Raw genomic sequence first — 20,483 nt, forward strand, 5'->3', positions numbered from 1 at the left:
ATCTTCCTAAAATGCCCAATTTCCATTTTCAAAGATTTGAACTTTTTGTCCGTCTTTAGTTTCTCCTACAATGTTCATATCTTTAGATCCAACCATGAAATCCACATGAGTTAAAGAATTATTAACTCCATGTTTTTCTAATTCTTCATCAGACATGTTTTCTCCACCTTTAATATTTGTAGGATAAGCTTTACCAAAGGCAAAGTGACAAGAAGCATTTTCATCAAATAAAGTATTTAAAAATATAATATTGGAATTGGATATAGGAGAATCAAAAGGAACTAAGGCAACTTCTCCTAAGTATTTTGCTCCTTCATCTATATCCAGTAAATCTTTTAGTACTTCATATCCTTCTTCTGCCTCAAAATCAACAACTTTACCGTTTTTAAATGTTAATTTGAAATTGTTAATTAGATTTCCTCCATAATTTAATGGTTTTGTACTATATACTATACCATTAACTCCAGTCTTTAGTGGCATAGTGAATACTTCTTCTGTAGGCATATTTGCCACAAAAAATGTATTTTTAGAATTATAGTCACCACCACCAGCCCAAATATGACCTTCAGGTAATTCTACTTCTAGATCTGTGCCATTGGAGGATTTATAGTAAAGTTTTTTAAAGGACTTTTCATTTAAGAATTTAACCTTTTCCTCTGTATTTTTTATATGCTCTTCCCAAGCTTTAACTGGGTCTTCTAAATCCATACGAGTAGCTTTAAATATAGCGTCCCACAATTTTTCCATAGCTTCTTCTTCTGAAACATTTGGAAACACCTTTTTTGCCCATCCTTTAGTAGGAATGGATACTACACACCAAGAGTTGATGTTATTCATAGTATATTTTCTAAACTCCTTTAAAGCCATAGAGGAAGATTTGTTGTTGGCTGCAATTTTTTTAGGATCTATCTCCTTAAGAAGTTCAGGATCTTCTGAATAAATAGATAAATATCCTGCTCCATCTTTAGCGAACTCTTCTAATCCATCAGCATACCATTTAGGAAAGTTTTCGAATACCTCCATAGGGGAATTTTCATACTTTAATTTAGTTAAAGTTTCATCATTCCAATTAACATGAACTTGTTTGGCACCAGCTTCATAGGCCTGTTTAGCTACTAATCTTACAAAATCAGCACCTTCAATAGGAGCATTAATAACTAAAGGTTGGCCTGGTTGAAGATTGATACCTACTTTTACACATAACTTTGCATATTCTTCTAACATTAGGTCAAAACTTTTCACAGTATCACCTCTCTTAAGTAATTAGTTATAGTTTATAGGAATTAGCAAGTTTTGTAAATATGATAATGGATATAATTAATTGTTGCAATCTTAAATATCCTCTGCTATAATCATTAGAAATACAAAAATAAATTCTATGACAAAGAGGAGTAGTTAATTCTTTTCTTTTACAGAGAGCTAAAGACAGGTGAGACTTTAGCAAAGAGGGTTTTAATGAATGGACTTTGTAGAAGCCAGGGGAAATCGGAGAGAGTACCTGAAGTCGGAAGCCTACCGTTATCTAAGGACAGGATATGTTAGTATCCCTTTTAAAGAGATGCATTTTTGCATAATTTAGGTGGCACCGCGAATTCAACCTTCGTCCTATTGTGGATGAAGGTTTTTTTGTATTTAAAATTAAAAAGGAGGAATAAAAAATGAAAAGAGAAAATGGATTATTTGGTGAATTTGGAGGATGTTATGTAGACGAAAGAATGAAAGAAGTTCTAGAAGAATTAGAAAGAGAATTCTACAAAGCTATGGAAGATGAAGAATTTTTAAAAGAACTAGACTACTATTTAAAAGATTATGTGGGAAGGCAAAATCCCTTGTATTTTGCAGAAAGATTAACAGAGGAGACAGGTGGAGCTAAGATTTATTTAAAAAGAGAAGATTTAAATCATACAGGTGCCCATAAGATTAACAATGCTATAGGTCAAGGACTTCTTGCTAGAAGAATGGGTAAGAAAAGAATAATAGCTGAAACAGGAGCTGGCCAACATGGAGTGGCTACAGCTACGGTATGTGCACTTCTTGGATTAGATTGTACAATATATATGGGAGCAGAAGACATTAAAAGACAGGAATTAAATGTTTTTAGAATGGAAATGTTAGGAGCAAAAGTAGTAGCAGTAGAAGAAGGGAATAAGACTCTAAAGGAAGCAGTAGACGTAGCATTAAGAGACTATGTAGAAAACAGGGATAATACTTTTTACCTTCTAGGATCAGCCGTAGGACCACATCCTTTTCCAACCATTGTAAGAACTTTCCAAAGTGTAATAGGTAAAGAAACAAGAGAACAAATTCTAGAGAAAGAAGGAAGATTACCCGATTATTTAATAGCTTGCATAGGTGGAGGAAGTAATGCCATAGGATTATTTCATCCATTTTTTGAAGATAAAGAAGTAAAGATGATAGGCGTAGAATCAGCAGGAGAGGGTCTAGAAACTGGAAAACATTCAGCTAGCATAGAAAAAGGAAGTACAGGAATAATCCATGGATTTAAATGTTACTTATTGAATCAAGACACCCATTCTATAGCAGCAGGGCTGGATTATCCAGGAGTAGGACCAGAACACAGCTATTATAATGATATAAAAAGAGCAGATTATGTTTCGGTCACAGATAAAGAAGCACTAGATGGATTCTTTAAATTATCAAAAACAGAAGGAATCATCCCAGCCCTAGAAAGCTCCCATGCAGTAGCCTATGGAATGAAACTAGCAAAAACTTTATCTAAAGATAAAATTATAATAATAAACCTTTCAGGTAGAGGAGATAAAGACGTAGCTCAAATAAAAGATATGATTAAATGAAGAAAATAACCTCCCTTTTTAGTGTGTGAACGCTAAGAAGGGAGGTTATTATAATCATTTATATTCTTTCTTTTAAAATAATCTATATTGTTGTATAGCTAAATATAAAAATAAAATAGATTAAATGTTTTGCCGTAAGAGCCCAAGCATATAATGTATTTAAAAGCTATCAATAGCTCTGTTATAGTGTCTAAGAACTTCTGAACCTATACATTGGATAATACTGACAAATAGATTATATAAAAGTATGATCTATTTAAATAAGAAATCAGCTATAAATGGTTCTATTATATAATCATAAACATAAAGAAAATATCATAAAAAATACATATAAATTGGGAAATAAAAGAGGATTATATATATTTATGTAGAAACTATAATTAAATATGGAATATAAACAAATATAGTTTTTATATGAAAATTATAGCAACTAAACAATGATGGATGTGAAGAGGTGAAAAGATGAATTATTATGAACTTACTTGTACAGTCTATTTATTAAATAATATCTATTTTGATAAAGTTAACGAAGAAATAGGAAATCATATCAATCGTTCAATGTTATTAGACAATGATTTATCAAATGTACATAAAAGAAAAGGTTATAAATACTATGTATTTGATACCTTATACCCTAGAGAATCTGATAAAACTTATAAAGGGGGAAGAGTATACATATTTAGGATCAGGAGTATAGATAAAGAGCTAATATCAAAAATTAAAAATGTTATTACTAAAGATATAAGTGGCAATCTTAAAATTCTTTCTACTGAATTAAAAACTCACAAAAATATTTTTGTTACTGAACTATATAATGTAACCCCTGCGGTATTAACAATTGATAATCGTTTTTGGGTTAAAGGGGATAGTCTTGAATTACTAGAAAGAAGAATTCAGGAAAATCTGATAAAAAAATATCAAGATTATTATGGAGAAAATATAGAAACTAAGGAAAGCTTTATTCAAGGAATAGAACTTAGAAACAATAAAGCGATAGGATTACGATATAAAAGTATAAGACTGATGGGTAACAAATTCCGTATATTAGTAAAGGAAGATGATATATCTCAAAAACTTGCTTTCATGACATTAGGAACAGGGTTATTGGAAAAAAATTCTAGCAATGGTATGGGATTCTGCATAGGAAAATAGTAATCGCAAAAGGAGGTGAGAATAAGTGATAGGAGACTTATTAGCTATATTTAAGTCAGCTTATGAGAAACATGGCGATAAGATTGTATTAGATAACTATATTTTAAAAGATGGGATATATATTAGGATTAATGAGGACAAGACAAAGGATATTTTGAAAATAAAAGCAATAAAAAATAAAGATAAGACAATCGACTATATATCTATTGAGGATAGAAATGAATTTACAACGGAGCTTTTTAATTGGTTTAAGATTAGAGATTACTATAGCTCATTAGTAGATATGAACAAAGCAATAGATAAAAAGAAAAAAATACACAGTAATAATTACCTTGCGATATTTATTAAAAAAGAAAATCTGGTAGGAAGTGAAGCCTTGTCTAAAGTTGAGCTTATGGCTAGACTGGAAGAATATTACGATATATTAGAAAAACCTGAAATTAAGTACAAAGATAAAAGAGGTAAAGACTTGTTAAATACAGTAAAACCAGATGTAGATAACCTAGATTTGAAAATTAAACGTGATTTTATTATGAATAATTTAGATGACATAATTGATGAAATTGAAGCAAAGAAAGATGAATTTGATGGATATGTAAAAATATTTTTTGCAGATAAAGAAGATTTTAAAAAATATAAACTAGAATATACTAGATATTTATTACCAAATATATTCAACAAGAATGATTATAATGTTTTGCTGAATAATGAAATAGTGGGATTATCAAACAATAATATGGGGATGAATTCAAAGAAAACATATCTTGAGCATAAAACTACTAAATTTAAAGTACCTTATAGAATAACTTCTACTGATGCAATGATATTAAAGAAATTCTTTGATTGGCTAAATTTTCAGCCACAAGGCTCCATTTATATACCTACAGATTTTAAATTTAACAAGAGCATTTCAGATTTTAAAGATAATGAAGTTGAGGATTGTCACTACCTATATATATCGAAAGGAAAAGAAGTTGTTATTGAAGATTACGAATTTTTACCAAGGTTTAAAAAGACTATAGATTTTACATTGGAAAATTTTCTTCAAATAGAAGAAGGAGAAAAAGAAAACAGACAAATAAGTCCAAATAAAAAAATAAACAAACTATGGGAATTAGAGAGTGAAGTAGACGAAGTATTTTTTAATAAAAGACTTAAGAATGGATATTTTATGGATCCTAAGATAAAGGATGATTTTTCTAAAAATATGTTAAATATTTTGATTTTAAGCAGACAAGCTCTTTACTGTTATTTTAAGAAGGGAAGTAGTCTGCAATTAATAAGTATTATAGATAGAATTAGTCTAGATTTAATCAAAGACCACTTAAGGAGAGACTATAATTTAAAAGCAGCTAAAGCTTATAATTTAAGACTTTCATTATTAGAATATTTTCAATTGGAGGGTAGATTTATGGGAGGAAGGATAAAGAATATTATTGAAACATTGAAAATTAAGATAAATTCTGATGACATAAAAGACCTGGATACAGATGAGGAATTCTATTTTTTATCAGGACAGTTAGCGTACTTTCTTTTATCAAAAAGTAGGGCGAACAAAAAAACTCACGATTTATTAGAAGGATTCTTGAAAGCTAAAAATGCAAGTGAAGTAAAAAAGCAATTACGATATTCTTATGATAGATATAAACATGCAATTCCATTGGATTATAAGAGGTTTAATAAGTCTTTAAGCATGGTACTGGGATATGATGTAGAAAGCAATAAAAAATATGAAGATGTTTTTTTAGCAGGGTTTTTAGCTAAAAATATATTTTATACATCAAATAAAGAGAAAGGGGATATGGAAGATGAAGAAAAGAAATAGAGTTTATGGAGTTCTTGGAATCAAGAGTATAATGGCTAACTGGAATGCAGATTTTACAGGAAGACCTAAAACAATTGGCAATGGAGATATATTTGGTAGTGATAAAGCATTAAAATATCCAATGAAAAAAATGTGGCAAGATCAAGGCGAAAAAATCCTTTATATCAAATCGTATAAAATAGATAATAAATCAGGTAAAGTTCAGCCCAAAGAGTTATCAGAACGGTATGAAGAAATTTTTGGTGTAAAACTTGATGGGAAGACTCCTTCAGAAGAAGTATTGAGAAATCTTTTTTCAGCATTAGATGTTATTAATTTTGGTGCTACTTTTGCAGAAAAGGAACAAAACTTATCGATTACAGGGGCTGTTCAAATTGGACAAGGATTCAATAAGTATGAAGATACAAGGATAGAAGTTCAAGATATACTTTCACCATTTAGGGATTCAACGGAAAAAGATGCCAAAAGTACTACACTGGGTACTAAGATAGTAAGTGATGAAGCACATTACTTTTATTCATTTTCAGTAAATCCACAAAGTTATGATGATTATATTAGATTAGTAGATGGATTTGAAGGATATACAGAAGAAGCCTATGAAAAATTCAAAGGAGTATCATTATCTTCTGCTACATTTTTAAATACAAATAGTAAGTTTGGATGTGAAAATGAATTTGCCATGTTTATAGAATGCAAAGATGAGAGTAAGCTCTATCTCCCAGACTTGGCTCAATATATTAAATTTGACAAGGAAAGAGAAAAAGACGAAATTGATTTAAAGAGACTTGAGTTTCTAAAGGAACAAAGAATTGCAGATGAAATATTAGCTTTAGAGATATATTATAATCCCTATACTACTAAAATAGAGGGTAACTTTGAAACAATGAATGTAAAATACAAAAATATTTTTACAAGTGAAGTGATAGAATGAAAGGGTTAACTTTTGAATTATCTGGAAAAACTGGTTTCTTTAAAAAACCAGATGTTAATAGCTATGCTTATTTTACATATAACAATATTCATAAGATAGCTTTATTAGGTATCCTTGGTGCTATAGTTGGTCTCAGAGGTTATAATCAAAGGGAACCCATAGGTACTGAAAAGTCGCCAACTTATCCGGAATTTTATGAGAAACTCAAAAACTTGAAAATATCTATAGTTCCTAAAGCGAATCGAGGATATTTTCAAAAAAAGATACAAGTATTTAATAACAGCGTTGGATATGCAAGTAAGGAAAGTGGTGGAAACCTAATAGTAAGAGAACAATGGCTTGAGAATCCTAAATGGGATATATTTATAATGGATGATAGTTCTATTGAAAAGGACATTTATAATAGAATAGAGAAAAATATTTTGGAAAGTAAGTGTGAATTTATTCCCTATCTTGGAAAAAACGATCATATGTCTAATATAAGAGATGCAAAATTAATACAACTAGAAGAAGTTGAAGAACCTAACTTTATCAACTCTCTTTTTCCTGTAAACAAGGTGAAATTGGATGATCAATTAACTTTTGATGAAGGAAACCCATACCTATTTAAAGAAACTTTACCTATAAGATTAAATAGAGAACATAATTTCTATGAATATATAGAGCTAGGTTTTACTAACTTGGAAATAGTGAAACTCTATGAATTAGATAATGTTTACAGATATAATGATAGAATTTTATCTTTTATTTAAGAAAAAGGTGCAGATTATATGATTATAGTTATAACCTATACTCAATTACTAGGGGAGGATTTTATTGAAAAATATACCTTTATATGATTTAGAGGGGAATATAAAAGATATACATTTGTTACTTGCTCATCTAAATAAGAACAAAGAAGATGAAACTTTATACGAACATTTAAATAAAACAATATATTACTTTTATAAGATAAATGAACTAAAGGGAATAGAAGATTGTATAGATAATATAATAAGTAAATTTGTAGTTAATGATAGATACTTAAGTGAAGGAGAAGGATTATTAATTAAAGAAATGTTTGTGAATGCCATTTACTTACATGATATAGGTAAAATTAATCCAGCTTTTCAAAAAAATAAGATGAAAAATGAATACGTAGAAACAATAACTAACAATAGTGAGCATTCTTTAATGTCAGCATTAATTTATCTAGATATTTATGATAAAAAAGTAAAGACTATTTTGGATAGAAAGGTTAAGAAATTTGTAGAATACTTGATGTATTTAAATGCCTATTGTATATCTAAGCATCATTCATATTTAAGAGATTTAAATGATTTTTTATCGAACTTAGAGACATTAAAAAGTACTCTAATAGAGACGCCAGAGTATATAGAATATTATATAAATTCATCTATAGAGAGTATGGACTTTACACAATATAAAAACCCATTTGAATCAAGAGATATTATTCAAAAAAAAGAAAGCTATTGTTACGGGGAAGTATATGTTTTGATGAAATTATTGTATTCATCTATAGTAACGTGTGATTTTTATTCTACCTATGATTATATGAATGAGGGCATTGAAGATTTTGGGGTTATTGAAGAAATATCATCTTTAATAAACGAATATGAAAACAGCGATATATATGCTTCAATAAATAAATACAAGGCATATATATCTGGAGAATCCAATGATAATCCCTATGAAAATAAGCCTATCAACAGACTACGGACAGAAATGTTTTTAGAGTCTGAAAAAAACTTAAAAGAAAACATTCAGGGAAATATATTCTATTTAGAAGCACCTACTGGAAGTGGAAAAACTAATACATCTATAAACCTTGCACTAAAAATTATTGAAAAGGATAAAAACTTTAATAAAATATTTTATATCTTTCCATTTAATACATTAATAGAACAAACCCAAGAGTCCTTGAATAATTTGTTCAATGGTAAGGGGCAGGAAAGAGGAATAGCAATAATTAATAGTATAACACCTGTTATTACTAATGATGAACAATCAAGGAATGAGATACTCGGTTCTATTAATTACGAAAAATATTTGCTCAATCGTCAGTTTTTACATTATCCTATAGTCCTAACAACACATATAAATTTCTTCAACTATTTATTTGGAATAGGAAAAGAAGTAAATTTTCCATTATTACATCTTTGCAATAGTGTTATTATTATTGATGAAGTGCAGAGTTATAGAAATGATATATGGAAAGAAATAATAATGTTCTTAGATAAATATGCCAAACTATTAAATATAAAGATAATAATAATGTCAGCAACTCTTCCTAAATTGGACAAACTGATTGGAGATAATCAGGAGAGTAATTTTATTGAATTGATTAAAGATAAAGATAAGTATTATAATCATGAACTTTTTAAAAACAGGGTTGATTTAAATTATGATTTATTAGAAATGGATGATATTACCATTGAAGATATAGTAGATTTCGTTGATGGCACATGGAAACAAAATGGGGAAGCGAGAATGCTAATAGAGTTCATAACTAAAAAAGATGCAAGAATATTCTTCAATAAAATTGTTGAAAACAACCCAGATAAATTAATTGTAGAATTAACTGGAGATGATAATAAGCTTACGAGAAGAAAAATTCTTAATAATTTAAAATATAAAGAAAATGGAGAATATGTTTTAAAGGATGTATTAATTGTAGCTACTCAAGTCATAGAAGCAGGAGTGGATATTGATATGGATATTGGGTTTAAGGACATATCAATACTAGATAGCGAAGAACAATTTTTAGGTAGAATAAATAGGTCTTGTGAAAATAAAGGAGAAGTTTATTTTTTTAATTTAAGAAATCCACGAATAGTTTATAAGAATGATCATAGAGTTGAAATGAATTTGGTAAGTAAAGAATATCAGACATATTTAGAAAATAAAGACTTTGAAAAGTTTTATATTGATTGCTTTGAACGGATGGAAGAAAAGAAAAACCAGTTTAATGTCAATAATATTGAAAACATATTAGATGATTTAAGATTTTTACGATTTGAGAATATATATAAGAAAATGAAACTCATACAACAAGAAAGTTACCAGATTTATTTACCAACTAAAATTAATGATGACTATGAAGAAATAGATGGGAAGATAATTTGGGAAAAATATTTAAAGCTAATTACAGATCAAGATTTAGGATATGCGGAGAAAAAAGTAAAGTTATCACAAGTTTATGAGAAAATGAATTATTTTCTATATAATGTACATAAAGAGCCTAGAACATACAAGTATATTATTGGTAATATCTACTATATTGAAAATGGAGAAGATTATATTACGGAAGGCAAGTTTGATAGAGAGAAATTCGAGGAAAAGGAAGAAGGTTTATTTCTATGAAAATTACAGGTACAATAGTTAATTATTATTTTCATTGTAAGCAACAGTGCTGGCTTTTTGCTAATAGAATAAATCTAGAGAATAACAGTGAAGATGTGCATGTTGGCAAGGTTTTACATGAGCTTAAAACTGAGGGTAGAAAAAACACAGAGATAAGCATAGAAAACATAAAGGTAGATAAGATAGATAATACCTACGTTACAGAGATTAAAAGGTCTGATTCTGATATGGAGGCAGTTAAATGGCAAACACTTTTTTATTTAAAAGTATTGAAATCAAAAGGGATTGAAAGAAAAGGAAAAATCGAAATAGTTGAAAAGAAATATAATAATAAGAAAATAAATTATTTGGAACTAAACGAAGAATTAGAGAATAAACTAAATTCAATATTACAAGAAATAGAAGCATTATTGAATTACAAAGAGCCTCCGATTGGACAACTTCTACCAAAATGTAAAAAGTGTGCTTACTATGAGTATTGTTTTTTATAGGGGGTGGTATATATTAGCAGCAAAACTAAATATTTAATGAGTATGGGAGAAATTAAAAGAAGAGATAATTCCATAGTTTTTATTAATGAACTAGGCAATAATTATATACCTATAAAAGATATTAGAGAAATCTATTTTTTAAATGAAGTCTCTTTAAATAGTAAATTTCTTGATTTCGCATCAAAAGTAGGAATAATAATCCATTTTTTCAATTACTATGGTCACTATAGTGGAACTTTTTATCCTAAGAAACAATTAATTAGTGGGAAATTAACTATAAAGCAATGTGAAGCGTTTACTAATAAAAGGGAAGTCATAGCAAAAGCTATAGTACTAGGTATATCAGAGAATATTCATGAAACTCTTTACCATTATTATAAACATGGATGTAAAGATATAAAAGAGACATTAGATTGGATAAAAAATGAGATTCCTCATATATTAGAAAAGGATCTGACGATCAAGCAAATACTTTATATTGAGGGAATGATCTGGGAAAGGTTTTATAATACATTTGATTTTATTTTGAATAAAGAATTTGTATTTGAAAAAAGGACAAGAAGACCACCGGAAAATCCATTAAATGCTTTAATATCTTTTGGAAATAGTTTATTATATACTAAGACAATTTCTCAAATATACAATACACATTTAGATCAATCAATTAGTTTTTTACATGAGCCAAGAGAAAGTAGATTTTCTTTAAGTTTAGACTTATGTGAAGTGTTTAAACCTATTATTGTTTTTAAAACGATATTTGATACAGTTAATAATAGAAAAATTCAAGTAAACAAGCACTTTGATCAATCATTAAATTGTTGTTTATTAAATGAGACTGGAAGAAGAATCTTTATAACAGAATTTGAAGAAAGGCTAAATAAAACTTTTCTTCATAAGACATTAAAGAGTAGAACCTAAACATAGAATGTATTTAAATTGGTTACATTCCCTGCTGCATCTGTTGCCACAAATTGTAGAACCTAAACATAGAATGTATTTAAATCTTCTTTTTCAGTAAAAAATTCTTCTCCACCTGTAGTAGAACCTAAACATAGAATGTATTTAAATAGGCAAAAAAATTATTTTTAAAAAACAAAAAATAATGTAGAACCTAAACATAGAATGTATTTAAATTTTTGGACTTTCTGTTTAAACACCATATCACCCTTGTAGAACCTAAACATAGAATGTATTTAAATTTCTAGAAATCAATTAGCCTTTAGTGAAGAAATCAGTAGAACCTAAACATAGAATGTATTTAAATTCGTCAAATGCTATTGAGTTGAGGGAATCTAGAACTGTAGAACCTAAACATAGGATGTATTTAAATTATTACCTCTTTTAACTTATCTAATGTAGTTTTATGTAGAACCTAAACATAGGATGTATTTAAATAAATGCAACTAATGTTTTAAATTCTGTTTTTAATTAAGTAGAACCTAAACATAGGATGTATTTAAATAAGTTTATAGAAGTTCATGGAAGTTTAATTAATATTGTAGAACCTAAACATAGAATGTATTTAAATTTTTCTACATACCTCACTTCTCCGTCATATACTTTCGTAGAACCTAAACATAGAATGTATTTAAATAAGAATCCCACATTCTTTTTGGACTTACTTGTTCCAAGTAGAACCTAAACATAGAATGTATTTAAGTTGTAATTTCTTAGTTTCTTTATCTATAAAAGCTTTTGTAGAACCTAAACATAGAATGTATTTAAATGGGTTTAAGGATATATTTACATCGTGTACGTTTTCAGTAGAACCTAAACATAGAATGTATTTAAATACTATTGGAATGATTGAAAGTGGAAAAAATAGGGGTGTAGAACCTAAACATAGAATGTATTTAAATAAAGGAGTTAATGAAAGCTATAGAAGAAATAGCAACGTAGAACCTAAGCATAGGATGTATTTAAATAATAAAAACTTTAAAAGAAACTTATAAGGATTTATTGTAGAACCTAAACATAGGATGTATTTAAATAATAGTTAGAAGAGGTGATATTTATTATGCGAACTTGTAGAACCTAGACATAGGATGTATTTAAATGCTGAAGAATCGATAGAGAAGGATAAGGGGGTAAGTAGAACCTAAACATAGGGTGTATTTAAATACTAATTCCATTACCTTATAGCCATAACCATTACCGTAGAACTTAAACATAGTATGTATTTAAATAACTTAAAAAAATATGAGTTTGGAACCAACTCTAGAGTAGAACCTAAACATAAGATGTATTTAAATAGCATTATGAAAAGGATACTACGTTCTGAGTGTCGTATTCAAAAAAACATGGATGAAATTAAAGGAGTATTAAATGATTATGAAGAAATGCCAGAGCTCAGAATTGAATAGGAAGATATAGAAAACAATATATCGATAGAAGCAAATGACTTAAGTTTTGGTTATACAGAGAAACTCCTTTTTAATAATATATCTTTCGAAATAAAAAAGAAGATAGACTATGTATTAAAGGAGAAAATGGAGCAGGTAAAAGTACTTTATTAAATATTATTAGTGGAGAAATATCTCCTAAGTATGGAAATATCAGAGGGAATAAAGATATATTAATTGATTATAGTAAACATCTACCTTTATATAAAAGAGGTTATATATTTGATTATTTTAAAGATAAGTTATTAGATAGAGTGATTGGAGTTTTAGAACTATTTGACATAAATGAAGAGATTTTAATAGACCATTGGATACATTAAGTCTAGGGGAATTGAAAAAGATTGATATTGCAAGGGGTGTTTTATGCTATGAAAATAGCATCTTACTACTAGACGAACCACTGAACTACACAGATATATATTTTAGAGAACAGCTAGAGGAAGCAATACTCACCTATAAACCAACGCTAATTTTCGTTGAGCATGACAATATCTTCTGTAATAATGTTGCTACAAAAAAGATACATATCTAGCTTTGAGAATATATTTAAAGAAATATTATAAAAGTTATGGTAAATAGTATTTTAGCTAATTTATTTTATTATATTCAAAAATAAAATATATGATTTTTAAATATCATAACTTGTTGAATAATAAGTTTAAGAATTTCCAATCACTACTACATTGAAAAATTAGTTCCTATTTTGATTTTCTAAGGTTTATATCAGTAACTAAGTGAATTGATAAATCATCACATTAATCTACTCAGAATATTATTGCTTACAAAACATAAGTATGTTAGTATAAAGCTAATAAGGCAGAGTAGGTGATTTGCGTAAAGTGCTAAAGGATGGGACGTTGCCTTTAGACGAAAAGTTAAAGTATTAGCTTGCGGTAAATCATTGCGTTCGCTGACACATCAATTTATACCTTTTTTTCTTATGGTGTGGCAGACTGCCTCATATATAATGAAAAGGAGGTTTTTTTGTGAAGAAAATGTCTACGAAACAGATGGTTAGACTATCTATTCTTGTGGCTTTAAACATTGTTTTAACCAGAGTTGGAAGCATAAGAATAGGTGGGGGAGGAGTAGAACTTGTTAGAATAGGTTTTGGAGGTTTTCCAGTCATCTTTGCTGGATTATTGTTTGGACCAGCAGCAGGAGGAATTGTGGGGATAGTAGGAGACATTGTCGGTCACTTTATGAGTCCTATGGGACCTTATATGCCTCATTTTACTTTAACTGCAGCACTTACAGGAATCATTCCAGGATTGGTAATAGGAAGATTTAAAGAACCAAAAATGACTTTTTGGAAACTAGTTTTAGCAATAGGCATAGGGCAAGTAGTTACATCTGTGATTTTAGTTCCTTATTTTATGAAAACGCTTTTCAGTGTTCCTATGATTACTACAATGCCAGGAAGGATAATCGGGCAGGCTATTCATATTCCACTTTATGCCTTTGTAACACAAGTTATTGAAAAAAGATTATCAGTTATCTATGCATGATTGAACAAAACAAATTTTTATAATCTATTATGAATATATAAATCCAGTATACAAAACTGGATTTTTCTTTTTTGAAAGATAAATTTATATTAGATGAAAAATTTACTTCGTTGTTGTAAAATGTAATATACATACATAATAAAGGGATGATATTGTGGATAATCAAATTAAAGTATCTGTACGAAACTTAGTTGAATTTGTCCTGCGTTCAGGGGATATAGATAATAGTTTTATGAGTATGACTAGAGCTTTGGAGGGGACTAAAGCTCATCAAAAAGTTCAAAAATCCTATGGTTCAGAATATATGCCAGAGGTTACGTTGAAACATAGCGTAAATTATGATAAATTCACTATCCAAATAGAAGGTAGAGCAGATGGAATACTTACTCTTGAAGATAAAATAGTTATAGATGAAATAAAAAGTACTACTAAAGATTTGGAAGATATAGAGGAAGATTTTAATCAGCTTCACTGGGCTCAAGGGAAATGCTATGGTTATATATATGGAATTCAAAATAATTTAGAAACTATAGATATTCAATTAACATACTTTAATATAGAATCGGAAGAAAGAAAAATATTTAGAAAAACCTTTACTATAAAAGAATTGGAAGAGTTTTTTCTATTTTTAATACATAAATATATTGAATGGGCAAGTCTTACTTTTTATTGGGGAGAAACGAGAGATAAATCTATAAAAGAATTGAAGTTCCCCTTTGAAAGCTATAGGAAAGGTCAAAGGGAATTAGCTGTTGCTGCTTATAAAACTATTGCAGAGAGGAAGAATTTATTTGCTCAAGCACCAACGGGTATAGGAAAAACCATATCTACTTTATTTCCTTCTATAAAATCTATGGGAGAAGGAATAACGTCTAAGATTTTTTATTTGACAGCTAAGACTATAACTAGAGAGGTAGCTGTTAATTCCGTAGATATAATGGCCAATAAAGGATTAAGAACAAAAGCCCTTGTAATTACAGCAAAAGATAAAATTTGTTTAAACGAAGAAACAAAATGTAATCCTAGAGATTGTCCTTATGCTAAAGGTCATTTTGATAGAGTAAACGATGCTATAATGGATATTTTTGAAAGAGAAGATTTAATGACTAGAGAAGTCATTCTTTCTTATTCGGAGAAACATAAGGTATGTCCATTTGAGTTTGCTTTAGATGTAAGTCTTTGGTCTGATATAATCATCTGTGATTATAATTATGTATTCGATCCTCAAGTATACTTAAAAAGGTTCTTCACCAATGAAGGTGAGGATTATGTTTTTTTAATAGATGAAGCTCACAACCTAGTAGACAGATCTAGAGAAATGTTTTCAGCAGAGATAAATAAAGGAAGTTTTCTTGACTTAAAAGATATATTTAAGGGACATTATCCACATATATATAAAGGATTTAATAAATGTAATGGTATAATAAACAAATTAAAAAGAGAAATGGAAATAGAAGATGAATATTATCAAAGAGAAGAAATAGATGACTTTTATTATCCTATAAAAAAATTGATTACATTACTAGAACCTTGGCTTATAGAAGAAAAGGACCATGAAAATTATGAAGACGTAATAGAACTATATTTTAAGTTAATAACTTTTATTAAAATTTCTGATTTTTATGATGAACACTATGTAACTTCTTTTCAACAAAAAGGAAAGGATTTATATATTAAGCTTTATTGTGTAGATTCTTCTTATTTACTTAAAGAAGCTTTAAAAAGAGGAAGTGCAGCCATATTCTTTTCTGCAACTTTAACTCCATTAGATTATCATATGGACTTACTTGGAGGTAAAGAGGGAGACTATAATATTAAATTAGCTTCACCTTTTCCTAGAAAGAATTTATGTTTAATGGTTGGTGATCATATTTCTACTCGTTATAAAGATAGAGAAAGGACTTATTTAGATATTGTAAAATATATTGAATCCTTTATTTCGTCTAAAAAGGGTAATTATTTTATATTCTTTCCTTCCTATGTTTATATGACAGAAGTCTATAATTTAATGATTGATAGAAACCAAGATTTAAATATAATAATTCAAGATACCAATATGAAAGAGAAAGAAAGAGAAAATTTCTTATTGGAATTTAACAGACAAGATAAAGAGGTTATAGCTTTTGCAGTAATGGGAGGAATTTTTTCTGAGGGTATAGATCTAACGGGAGAAAAATTAATAGGAGCAGTAATCATAGGAGTAGGCCTACCTCAAATATGTTTTGAAAGAAATATTATCAAAGATTATTATGATCATAATATAGGAGAAGGTTATGAGTATGCCTATATATACCCTGGAATGAACAAAGTACTGCAGGCAGCAGGCCGAGTTATAAGGAGTGAAGAGGATAGAGGGGCTATTCTTCTTATTGATGATAGATATGGAAGTTTTAGATATAAAGAATTGTTTCCAATGGAATGGAATCACTTTAAACGGGTTAATAATATGAGAAATATGGAGAGAACTTTAAATGTATTTTGGTAGTATTAGATAGCTTGATAGTATGGATATATAAATGTATAATTTATTTATATACGAGAGAGGAGATGCACAATGAAAAGAGGAATATTGTTAGCATTAGCAGTTATAATAGCAATAAGTTTAATTGGTTGTGTAAATAAGACTGAAGAAAAAGAAATAATAAGTCTTTATCCTGCATATAAAGTAGATGGAAATTTTAAGTATTGGGGATATATGGATGAAAAAGGTGAATTTAAAATAAATCCAAAATATGATGCTGCTTTGGATTTTACCGAAGAGGGCTTAGCAAAAGTTCAAAAGGAAAATTTAATAGGAGTAGTGGATAAAGAAGGTAAAGAAATACTACCTACGGCTTTCCAAGGAGTAAGCAATTTTGAAAATGGTTTTATTACAGCCTACAGAGGAAATGAATTCTTTATTTTTAACTATAAAGGCGAACAAAAATTTTCAACAAAAGATTATGCTTTTTTAGGTTCTCATAAAGATGGATTATTTTTAGTAGCAAAACAAATTGATAAAAATAATGTAAAGATGGGATTTATAGATGAAAATGGGAAAGAAGTAATAGAACCAAAATACGATAGAGTTTGGGACTTTTATAATGATAAAGCTTTAGTACAAGAAGGAGAGGGAAAATATAAAATTATAGATAAGAGTGGAAAAACCATAAAAGAGTTTAGCTATTCTTACATGGCTCCAGATGAGAAAAATGAAACCTATCTTTTTAAAGATGAAAACCAGCTATATGGTTACTTAAATAGAGATGGAGAAATTTTAGTAGAACCAAAATTTGAGTCAGCAACTGTATTTGAAGATGGGTATGCCAATGTTTTAAAGAAAACAGAAAATAATATATTATGGGGAGCAATTAATGAAAAAGGTGAATATATAGTTGAACCTGAATATACTAATCTTATTAACTTAGGGAAAGGATTTTTTGGAATATCTCAAGTGGAAGATGGTTCTACAACAGTTAAATATGCCATTATAAATCCTAAAGGTGAAACCATAACTGGATTTGATTACTACAATGTAGGTGGAAGAGAAGGATTAATCAAGAACGACATTATTTCTGTATATGACGGAGAAAAAACTTACGCTTTAAATCTAAAGGGAGAGAAAGTTAATGAGGTTCCAGAAATAGTAGGTCGAGGAGAAGTAGCTTTTAATGGTAAAGTCACTAGAGCATATATTGATGGTAGAATGATTTATTATAATGATAAAGAGAAAACAATTTGGGAAGAAGATAACACTTATGTTCTAAGAGAGGATGCAAAGGTCTTAGAAAAGAAGTATACTTCTGGAAAAGATATAACCATATATTATCCTGTAATTGAAGGATTAAGTGATAAAAAAGTTGAAGATAATATTAATAAAGAAATATATAAAATATTTGTAACAGATGTAGAGAATTCTTTAAACAAGGAAGGAAATATAGGCTATGTAAATACAGACTACAGAGTGAAGAGAAACAATGATCTCTTGTTTATTCACAAAAGCTCTAGTTATCATATGGAAGATGCTGCTCATGATTTATCTTTAGAAGAATCTTTCCATATAAGCTTAAGAAATGGGACGTTTTTTCAGTTAAAAGATTTGTTTAAAGAGGGATCTGATTATATAGGAGTCTTAAGTAATATTATAAAGTCTCAAATGGAAAGGAGAAATAATGAAGGTACCGGAATGTTTATAGTAGATGACTTCAAATCAATAAGAGAAGATCAAGGGTTTATGATCCAAAAAGATAGGATAGAAATATATTTTCAACCTTATGAAGTAACTAGCTATGCAGAAGGGTTTCCTAAGTTTGCTATTAGTTATAATGATATAATGGATATATTAGATACAAATTCAGATTTTTGGTGGACATTTATGAGTTCTAGGGGATTTTAATCCCCTTTTTTAGTTAATGAAAGGAGATAAAATTATGGTGAAAAAGAATGAGATAATTGAATTTGAAATAAAAGAAGTAGGTTTCCCTAATAAGGCTAAAGGTGAATATGAAGGAGAGATTATTAAGCTAAAGGGTGGAATAAAAGGACAGATAGTTAAAGCAAGAACTAATAGAAAAAGGAAAGGCTATTGGGAAGCTAAGCTAATAGAGGTTGTAGAAAAATCTCCTTTAGAAACAGATATTGGATGTTCCCATTTTGGTACATGTGGTGGATGTACTTATCAATCTTTTCCATATAAAGCAGAGTTGGAATTAAAAGAAAGCCAAGTAAAAGAATTATTTGAAAAAGAGGGCATAGATATTAATTTTATGGGAATAGAGCCGAGTCCTATACTTTCTGGATATAGAAATAAAATGGAGTATACTTTTGGCGATGAAGAAAAAGACGGACCTTTAGCTTTGGGTCTACATAGAAAAGGTAGATTTTATGAAGTAGTTAATGTCAAAGGATGCAATATAGTAGATAAGGATTTTACAATTATACTACAAGAGGTATTAAATTATTTTCAAGAAATAAAAGTTCCATTTTATAATAAGAGAAATCATACTGGATTTTTAAGGCATTTAGTAGTAAGGAAAGCTTTATCTAAAGGAGAAATTTTGATTAACTTAGTTACTAGTAGTCAAGGGAAATTAGATGAAGAACAGTTTGTAAACAGACTGACGAATTTAGAAAACTTAAAAGGTCATATAGTAGGTATACTTCACACGACCAATGATAGTTTATCTGATGCAATAAAAGTTGATAAATTAGATTTATTACATGGGAAAGATTATATTGTTGAAGAGATTTTAGGATTAAAGTTTAAAATATCTCCATTTTCCTTTTTTCAGACCAATACTTTTGGAGCAGAAAAACTGTATTCTATAGTAAGAGAATTTGCTGGAGATATAGATGACAAGACAGTATTCGATTTATATTCAGGGACAGGAACTATAGCACAAATAATGGCTCCTATAGCTAAAAAGGTTATAGGAATAGAAATCGTAGAAGAAGCAGTAGAAGTTGCTAAAGAAAATTCTAAGTTAAATAGACTGGATAATATAGAATTTATTGCAGGAGATGTGTTAAAGGCTGTAGATAATTTAGATGAAAAACCAGATTTAATAGTAATAGATCCTCCAAGGGATGGAATTCATCCAAAGGCTGTTAATAAGATTATAGATTTCAATCCAGAAACTTTTGTATATGTATCTTGTAATCCAGTAACTTTAGTTAGAGATTTAAAGGTATTTATTGAAAGAGGATATGAGATTCAAAAGGTCAAATGTATGGATATGTTTCCAAGAACGCCTCACGTTGAGAGTATAATTCTGATGACGTATTGTGGTTCGGAGGGGGAATAATAGGGTTTGACCACAACATATAGTGGGTTGAGGGTGAAAATTGGGTCAAAAATCGGTGGAAAAACACCGTTTTTTGACCCTTTAAAATAGGCCATTTGACAGATGACATTGAGGAATTAGAGAATTGATAAGATAAAAGCGACAAATAGGGTTGTAAAGGGTAATTTAATAACCCAATTTATAAAGAATGTATATTATTTAATTGTGATGTA

Annotated in this window: 13 protein-coding genes, 1 pseudogene, 1 CRISPR repeat array, 1 riboswitch and 1 other annotated feature; of the genes and pseudogenes, 13 read left to right on the plus strand and 1 reads right to left on the minus strand. The window is 28.8% G+C overall.

What is annotated here, in order from left to right:
* Window positions 1–6 precede the first annotated feature (6 nt).
* On the minus strand, window positions 7–1,224 hold the full coding sequence (locus tag KQI42_RS16935; protein WP_246566715.1) for an aminopeptidase: 1,218 nt from the start codon (window positions 1,222–1,224) through the stop codon (window positions 7–9).
* Window positions 1,225–1,369: 145 nt separating this feature from the next.
* Window positions 1,370–1,611: a binding site (T-box leader), on the plus strand.
* 47 nt (window positions 1,612–1,658) lie between these two features.
* On the opposite strand from KQI42_RS16935, the gene trpB reads away from it, so the two are divergent.
* From trpB to rlmD, 13 genes and pseudogenes are all read left to right on the plus strand, one after another.
* A complete protein-coding gene (gene trpB, locus KQI42_RS16940) occupies window positions 1,659–2,816 on the plus strand; it encodes a tryptophan synthase subunit beta (protein ID WP_216521495.1) in 1,158 nt (385 codons plus the stop codon).
* A gap of 462 nt (window positions 2,817–3,278) precedes the next feature.
* Window positions 3,279–3,968 carry a CRISPR-associated endoribonuclease Cas6 gene (locus KQI42_RS16945; RefSeq protein WP_216521498.1) on the plus strand — a complete coding sequence of 230 codons (690 nt, stop codon included), beginning with the start codon at window positions 3,279–3,281 and terminating at the stop codon, window positions 3,966–3,968.
* A gap of 25 nt (window positions 3,969–3,993) precedes the next feature.
* Window positions 3,994–5,793: a hypothetical protein gene (locus tag KQI42_RS16950; RefSeq protein ID WP_216521500.1), complete on the plus strand. Its 1,800-nt coding sequence runs from the start codon at window positions 3,994–3,996 to the stop codon at window positions 5,791–5,793.
* Window positions 5,777–6,724 (plus strand): type I CRISPR-associated protein Cas7, encoded by a 948-nt coding sequence (locus KQI42_RS16955; RefSeq protein WP_216521502.1) that lies wholly within the window; start codon window positions 5,777–5,779, stop codon window positions 6,722–6,724. The genes KQI42_RS16950 and KQI42_RS16955 overlap by 17 nt, the downstream gene beginning before the upstream one ends.
* Window positions 6,721–7,476 carry a type I-B CRISPR-associated protein Cas5b gene (cas5b, locus tag KQI42_RS16960; RefSeq protein ID WP_216521503.1) on the plus strand — a complete coding sequence of 252 codons (756 nt, stop codon included), beginning with the start codon at window positions 6,721–6,723 and terminating at the stop codon, window positions 7,474–7,476. Before KQI42_RS16955 ends, cas5b begins: the two co-directional genes overlap by 4 nt.
* A 64-nt stretch (window positions 7,477–7,540) precedes the next feature.
* Window positions 7,541–10,087, plus strand: a complete 2,547-nt coding sequence (gene cas3 / locus KQI42_RS16965; RefSeq protein WP_216521504.1) for a CRISPR-associated helicase Cas3' — start codon at window positions 7,541–7,543, stop codon at window positions 10,085–10,087.
* On the plus strand, window positions 10,084–10,578 hold the full coding sequence (locus tag KQI42_RS16970; protein WP_246566710.1) for a CRISPR-associated protein Cas4: 495 nt from the start codon (window positions 10,084–10,086) through the stop codon (window positions 10,576–10,578). The genes cas3 and KQI42_RS16970 overlap by 4 nt, the downstream gene beginning before the upstream one ends.
* Before the next feature lie 42 nt (window positions 10,579–10,620).
* Window positions 10,621–11,472 (plus strand): annotated as a pseudogene (gene cas1b / locus KQI42_RS21880) (type I-B CRISPR-associated endonuclease Cas1b); the annotation flags it as partial.
* A 13-nt stretch (window positions 11,473–11,485) separates the two neighbouring features.
* A CRISPR array of direct repeats spans window positions 11,486–12,830; the repeat unit is 30 nt; unit sequence GTAGAACCTAAACATAGAATGTATTTAAAT.
* A gap of 191 nt (window positions 12,831–13,021) precedes the next feature.
* Window positions 13,022–13,300 (plus strand): ATP-binding cassette domain-containing protein, encoded by a 279-nt coding sequence (locus tag KQI42_RS21885; RefSeq protein WP_216521565.1) that lies wholly within the window; start codon window positions 13,022–13,024, stop codon window positions 13,298–13,300.
* A 495-nt stretch (window positions 13,301–13,795) separates the two neighbouring features.
* Window positions 13,796–13,895: riboswitch (THF riboswitch) on the plus strand.
* Window positions 13,896–13,975: 80 nt separating this feature from the next.
* A complete protein-coding gene (locus KQI42_RS16985; protein ID WP_246566716.1) occupies window positions 13,976–14,488 on the plus strand; it encodes a folate family ECF transporter S component in 513 nt (170 codons plus the stop codon).
* Between the two features lie 154 nt (window positions 14,489–14,642).
* A complete protein-coding gene (locus tag KQI42_RS16990) occupies window positions 14,643–16,973 on the plus strand; it encodes an ATP-dependent DNA helicase (RefSeq protein WP_216521507.1) in 2,331 nt (776 codons plus the stop codon).
* A 69-nt stretch (window positions 16,974–17,042) separates the two neighbouring features.
* Entirely contained in the window at window positions 17,043–18,863 is a 1,821-nt protein-coding gene (locus KQI42_RS16995; protein WP_216521508.1) for a WG repeat-containing protein, read from the plus strand.
* 34 nt (window positions 18,864–18,897) lie between these two features.
* Window positions 18,898–20,271, plus strand: coding sequence for a 23S rRNA (uracil(1939)-C(5))-methyltransferase RlmD (rlmD, locus tag KQI42_RS17000; protein ID WP_216521509.1), 1,374 nt, complete (start codon window positions 18,898–18,900; stop codon window positions 20,269–20,271).
* The last annotated feature ends 212 nt before the right edge of the window (window positions 20,272–20,483 follow it).

The organism is Tissierella simiarum, from assembly GCF_018917865.1.
In the GTDB taxonomy this organism is placed as follows: domain Bacteria; phylum Bacillota; class Clostridia; order Tissierellales; family Tissierellaceae; genus Tissierella_C; species Tissierella_C simiarum.

Coding starts and splice junctions, on each gene's coding strand:
- KQI42_RS16955 (WP_216521502.1), top strand. CDS start 5,777: ATGAAGAAAAGAAATAGAGTTTATGGAGTTCTTGGAATCAAGAGTATA.
- rlmD (WP_216521509.1), top strand. CDS start 18,898: ATGGTGAAAAAGAATGAGATAATTGAATTTGAAATAAAAGAAGTAGGT.
- KQI42_RS16970 (WP_246566710.1), top strand. CDS start 10,084: ATGAAAATTACAGGTACAATAGTTAATTATTATTTTCATTGTAAGCAA.
- cas5b (WP_216521503.1), top strand. CDS start 6,721: ATGAAAGGGTTAACTTTTGAATTATCTGGAAAAACTGGTTTCTTTAAA.
- KQI42_RS16945 (WP_216521498.1), top strand. CDS start 3,279: ATGAATTATTATGAACTTACTTGTACAGTCTATTTATTAAATAATATC.
- KQI42_RS16935 (WP_246566715.1), bottom strand. CDS start 1,224: ATGTTAGAAGAATATGCAAAGTTATGTGTAAAAGTAGGTATCAATCTT.
- KQI42_RS16985 (WP_246566716.1), top strand. CDS start 13,976: ATGTCTACGAAACAGATGGTTAGACTATCTATTCTTGTGGCTTTAAAC.
- trpB (WP_216521495.1), top strand. CDS start 1,659: ATGAAAAGAGAAAATGGATTATTTGGTGAATTTGGAGGATGTTATGTA.
- KQI42_RS16995 (WP_216521508.1), top strand. CDS start 17,043: ATGAAAAGAGGAATATTGTTAGCATTAGCAGTTATAATAGCAATAAGT.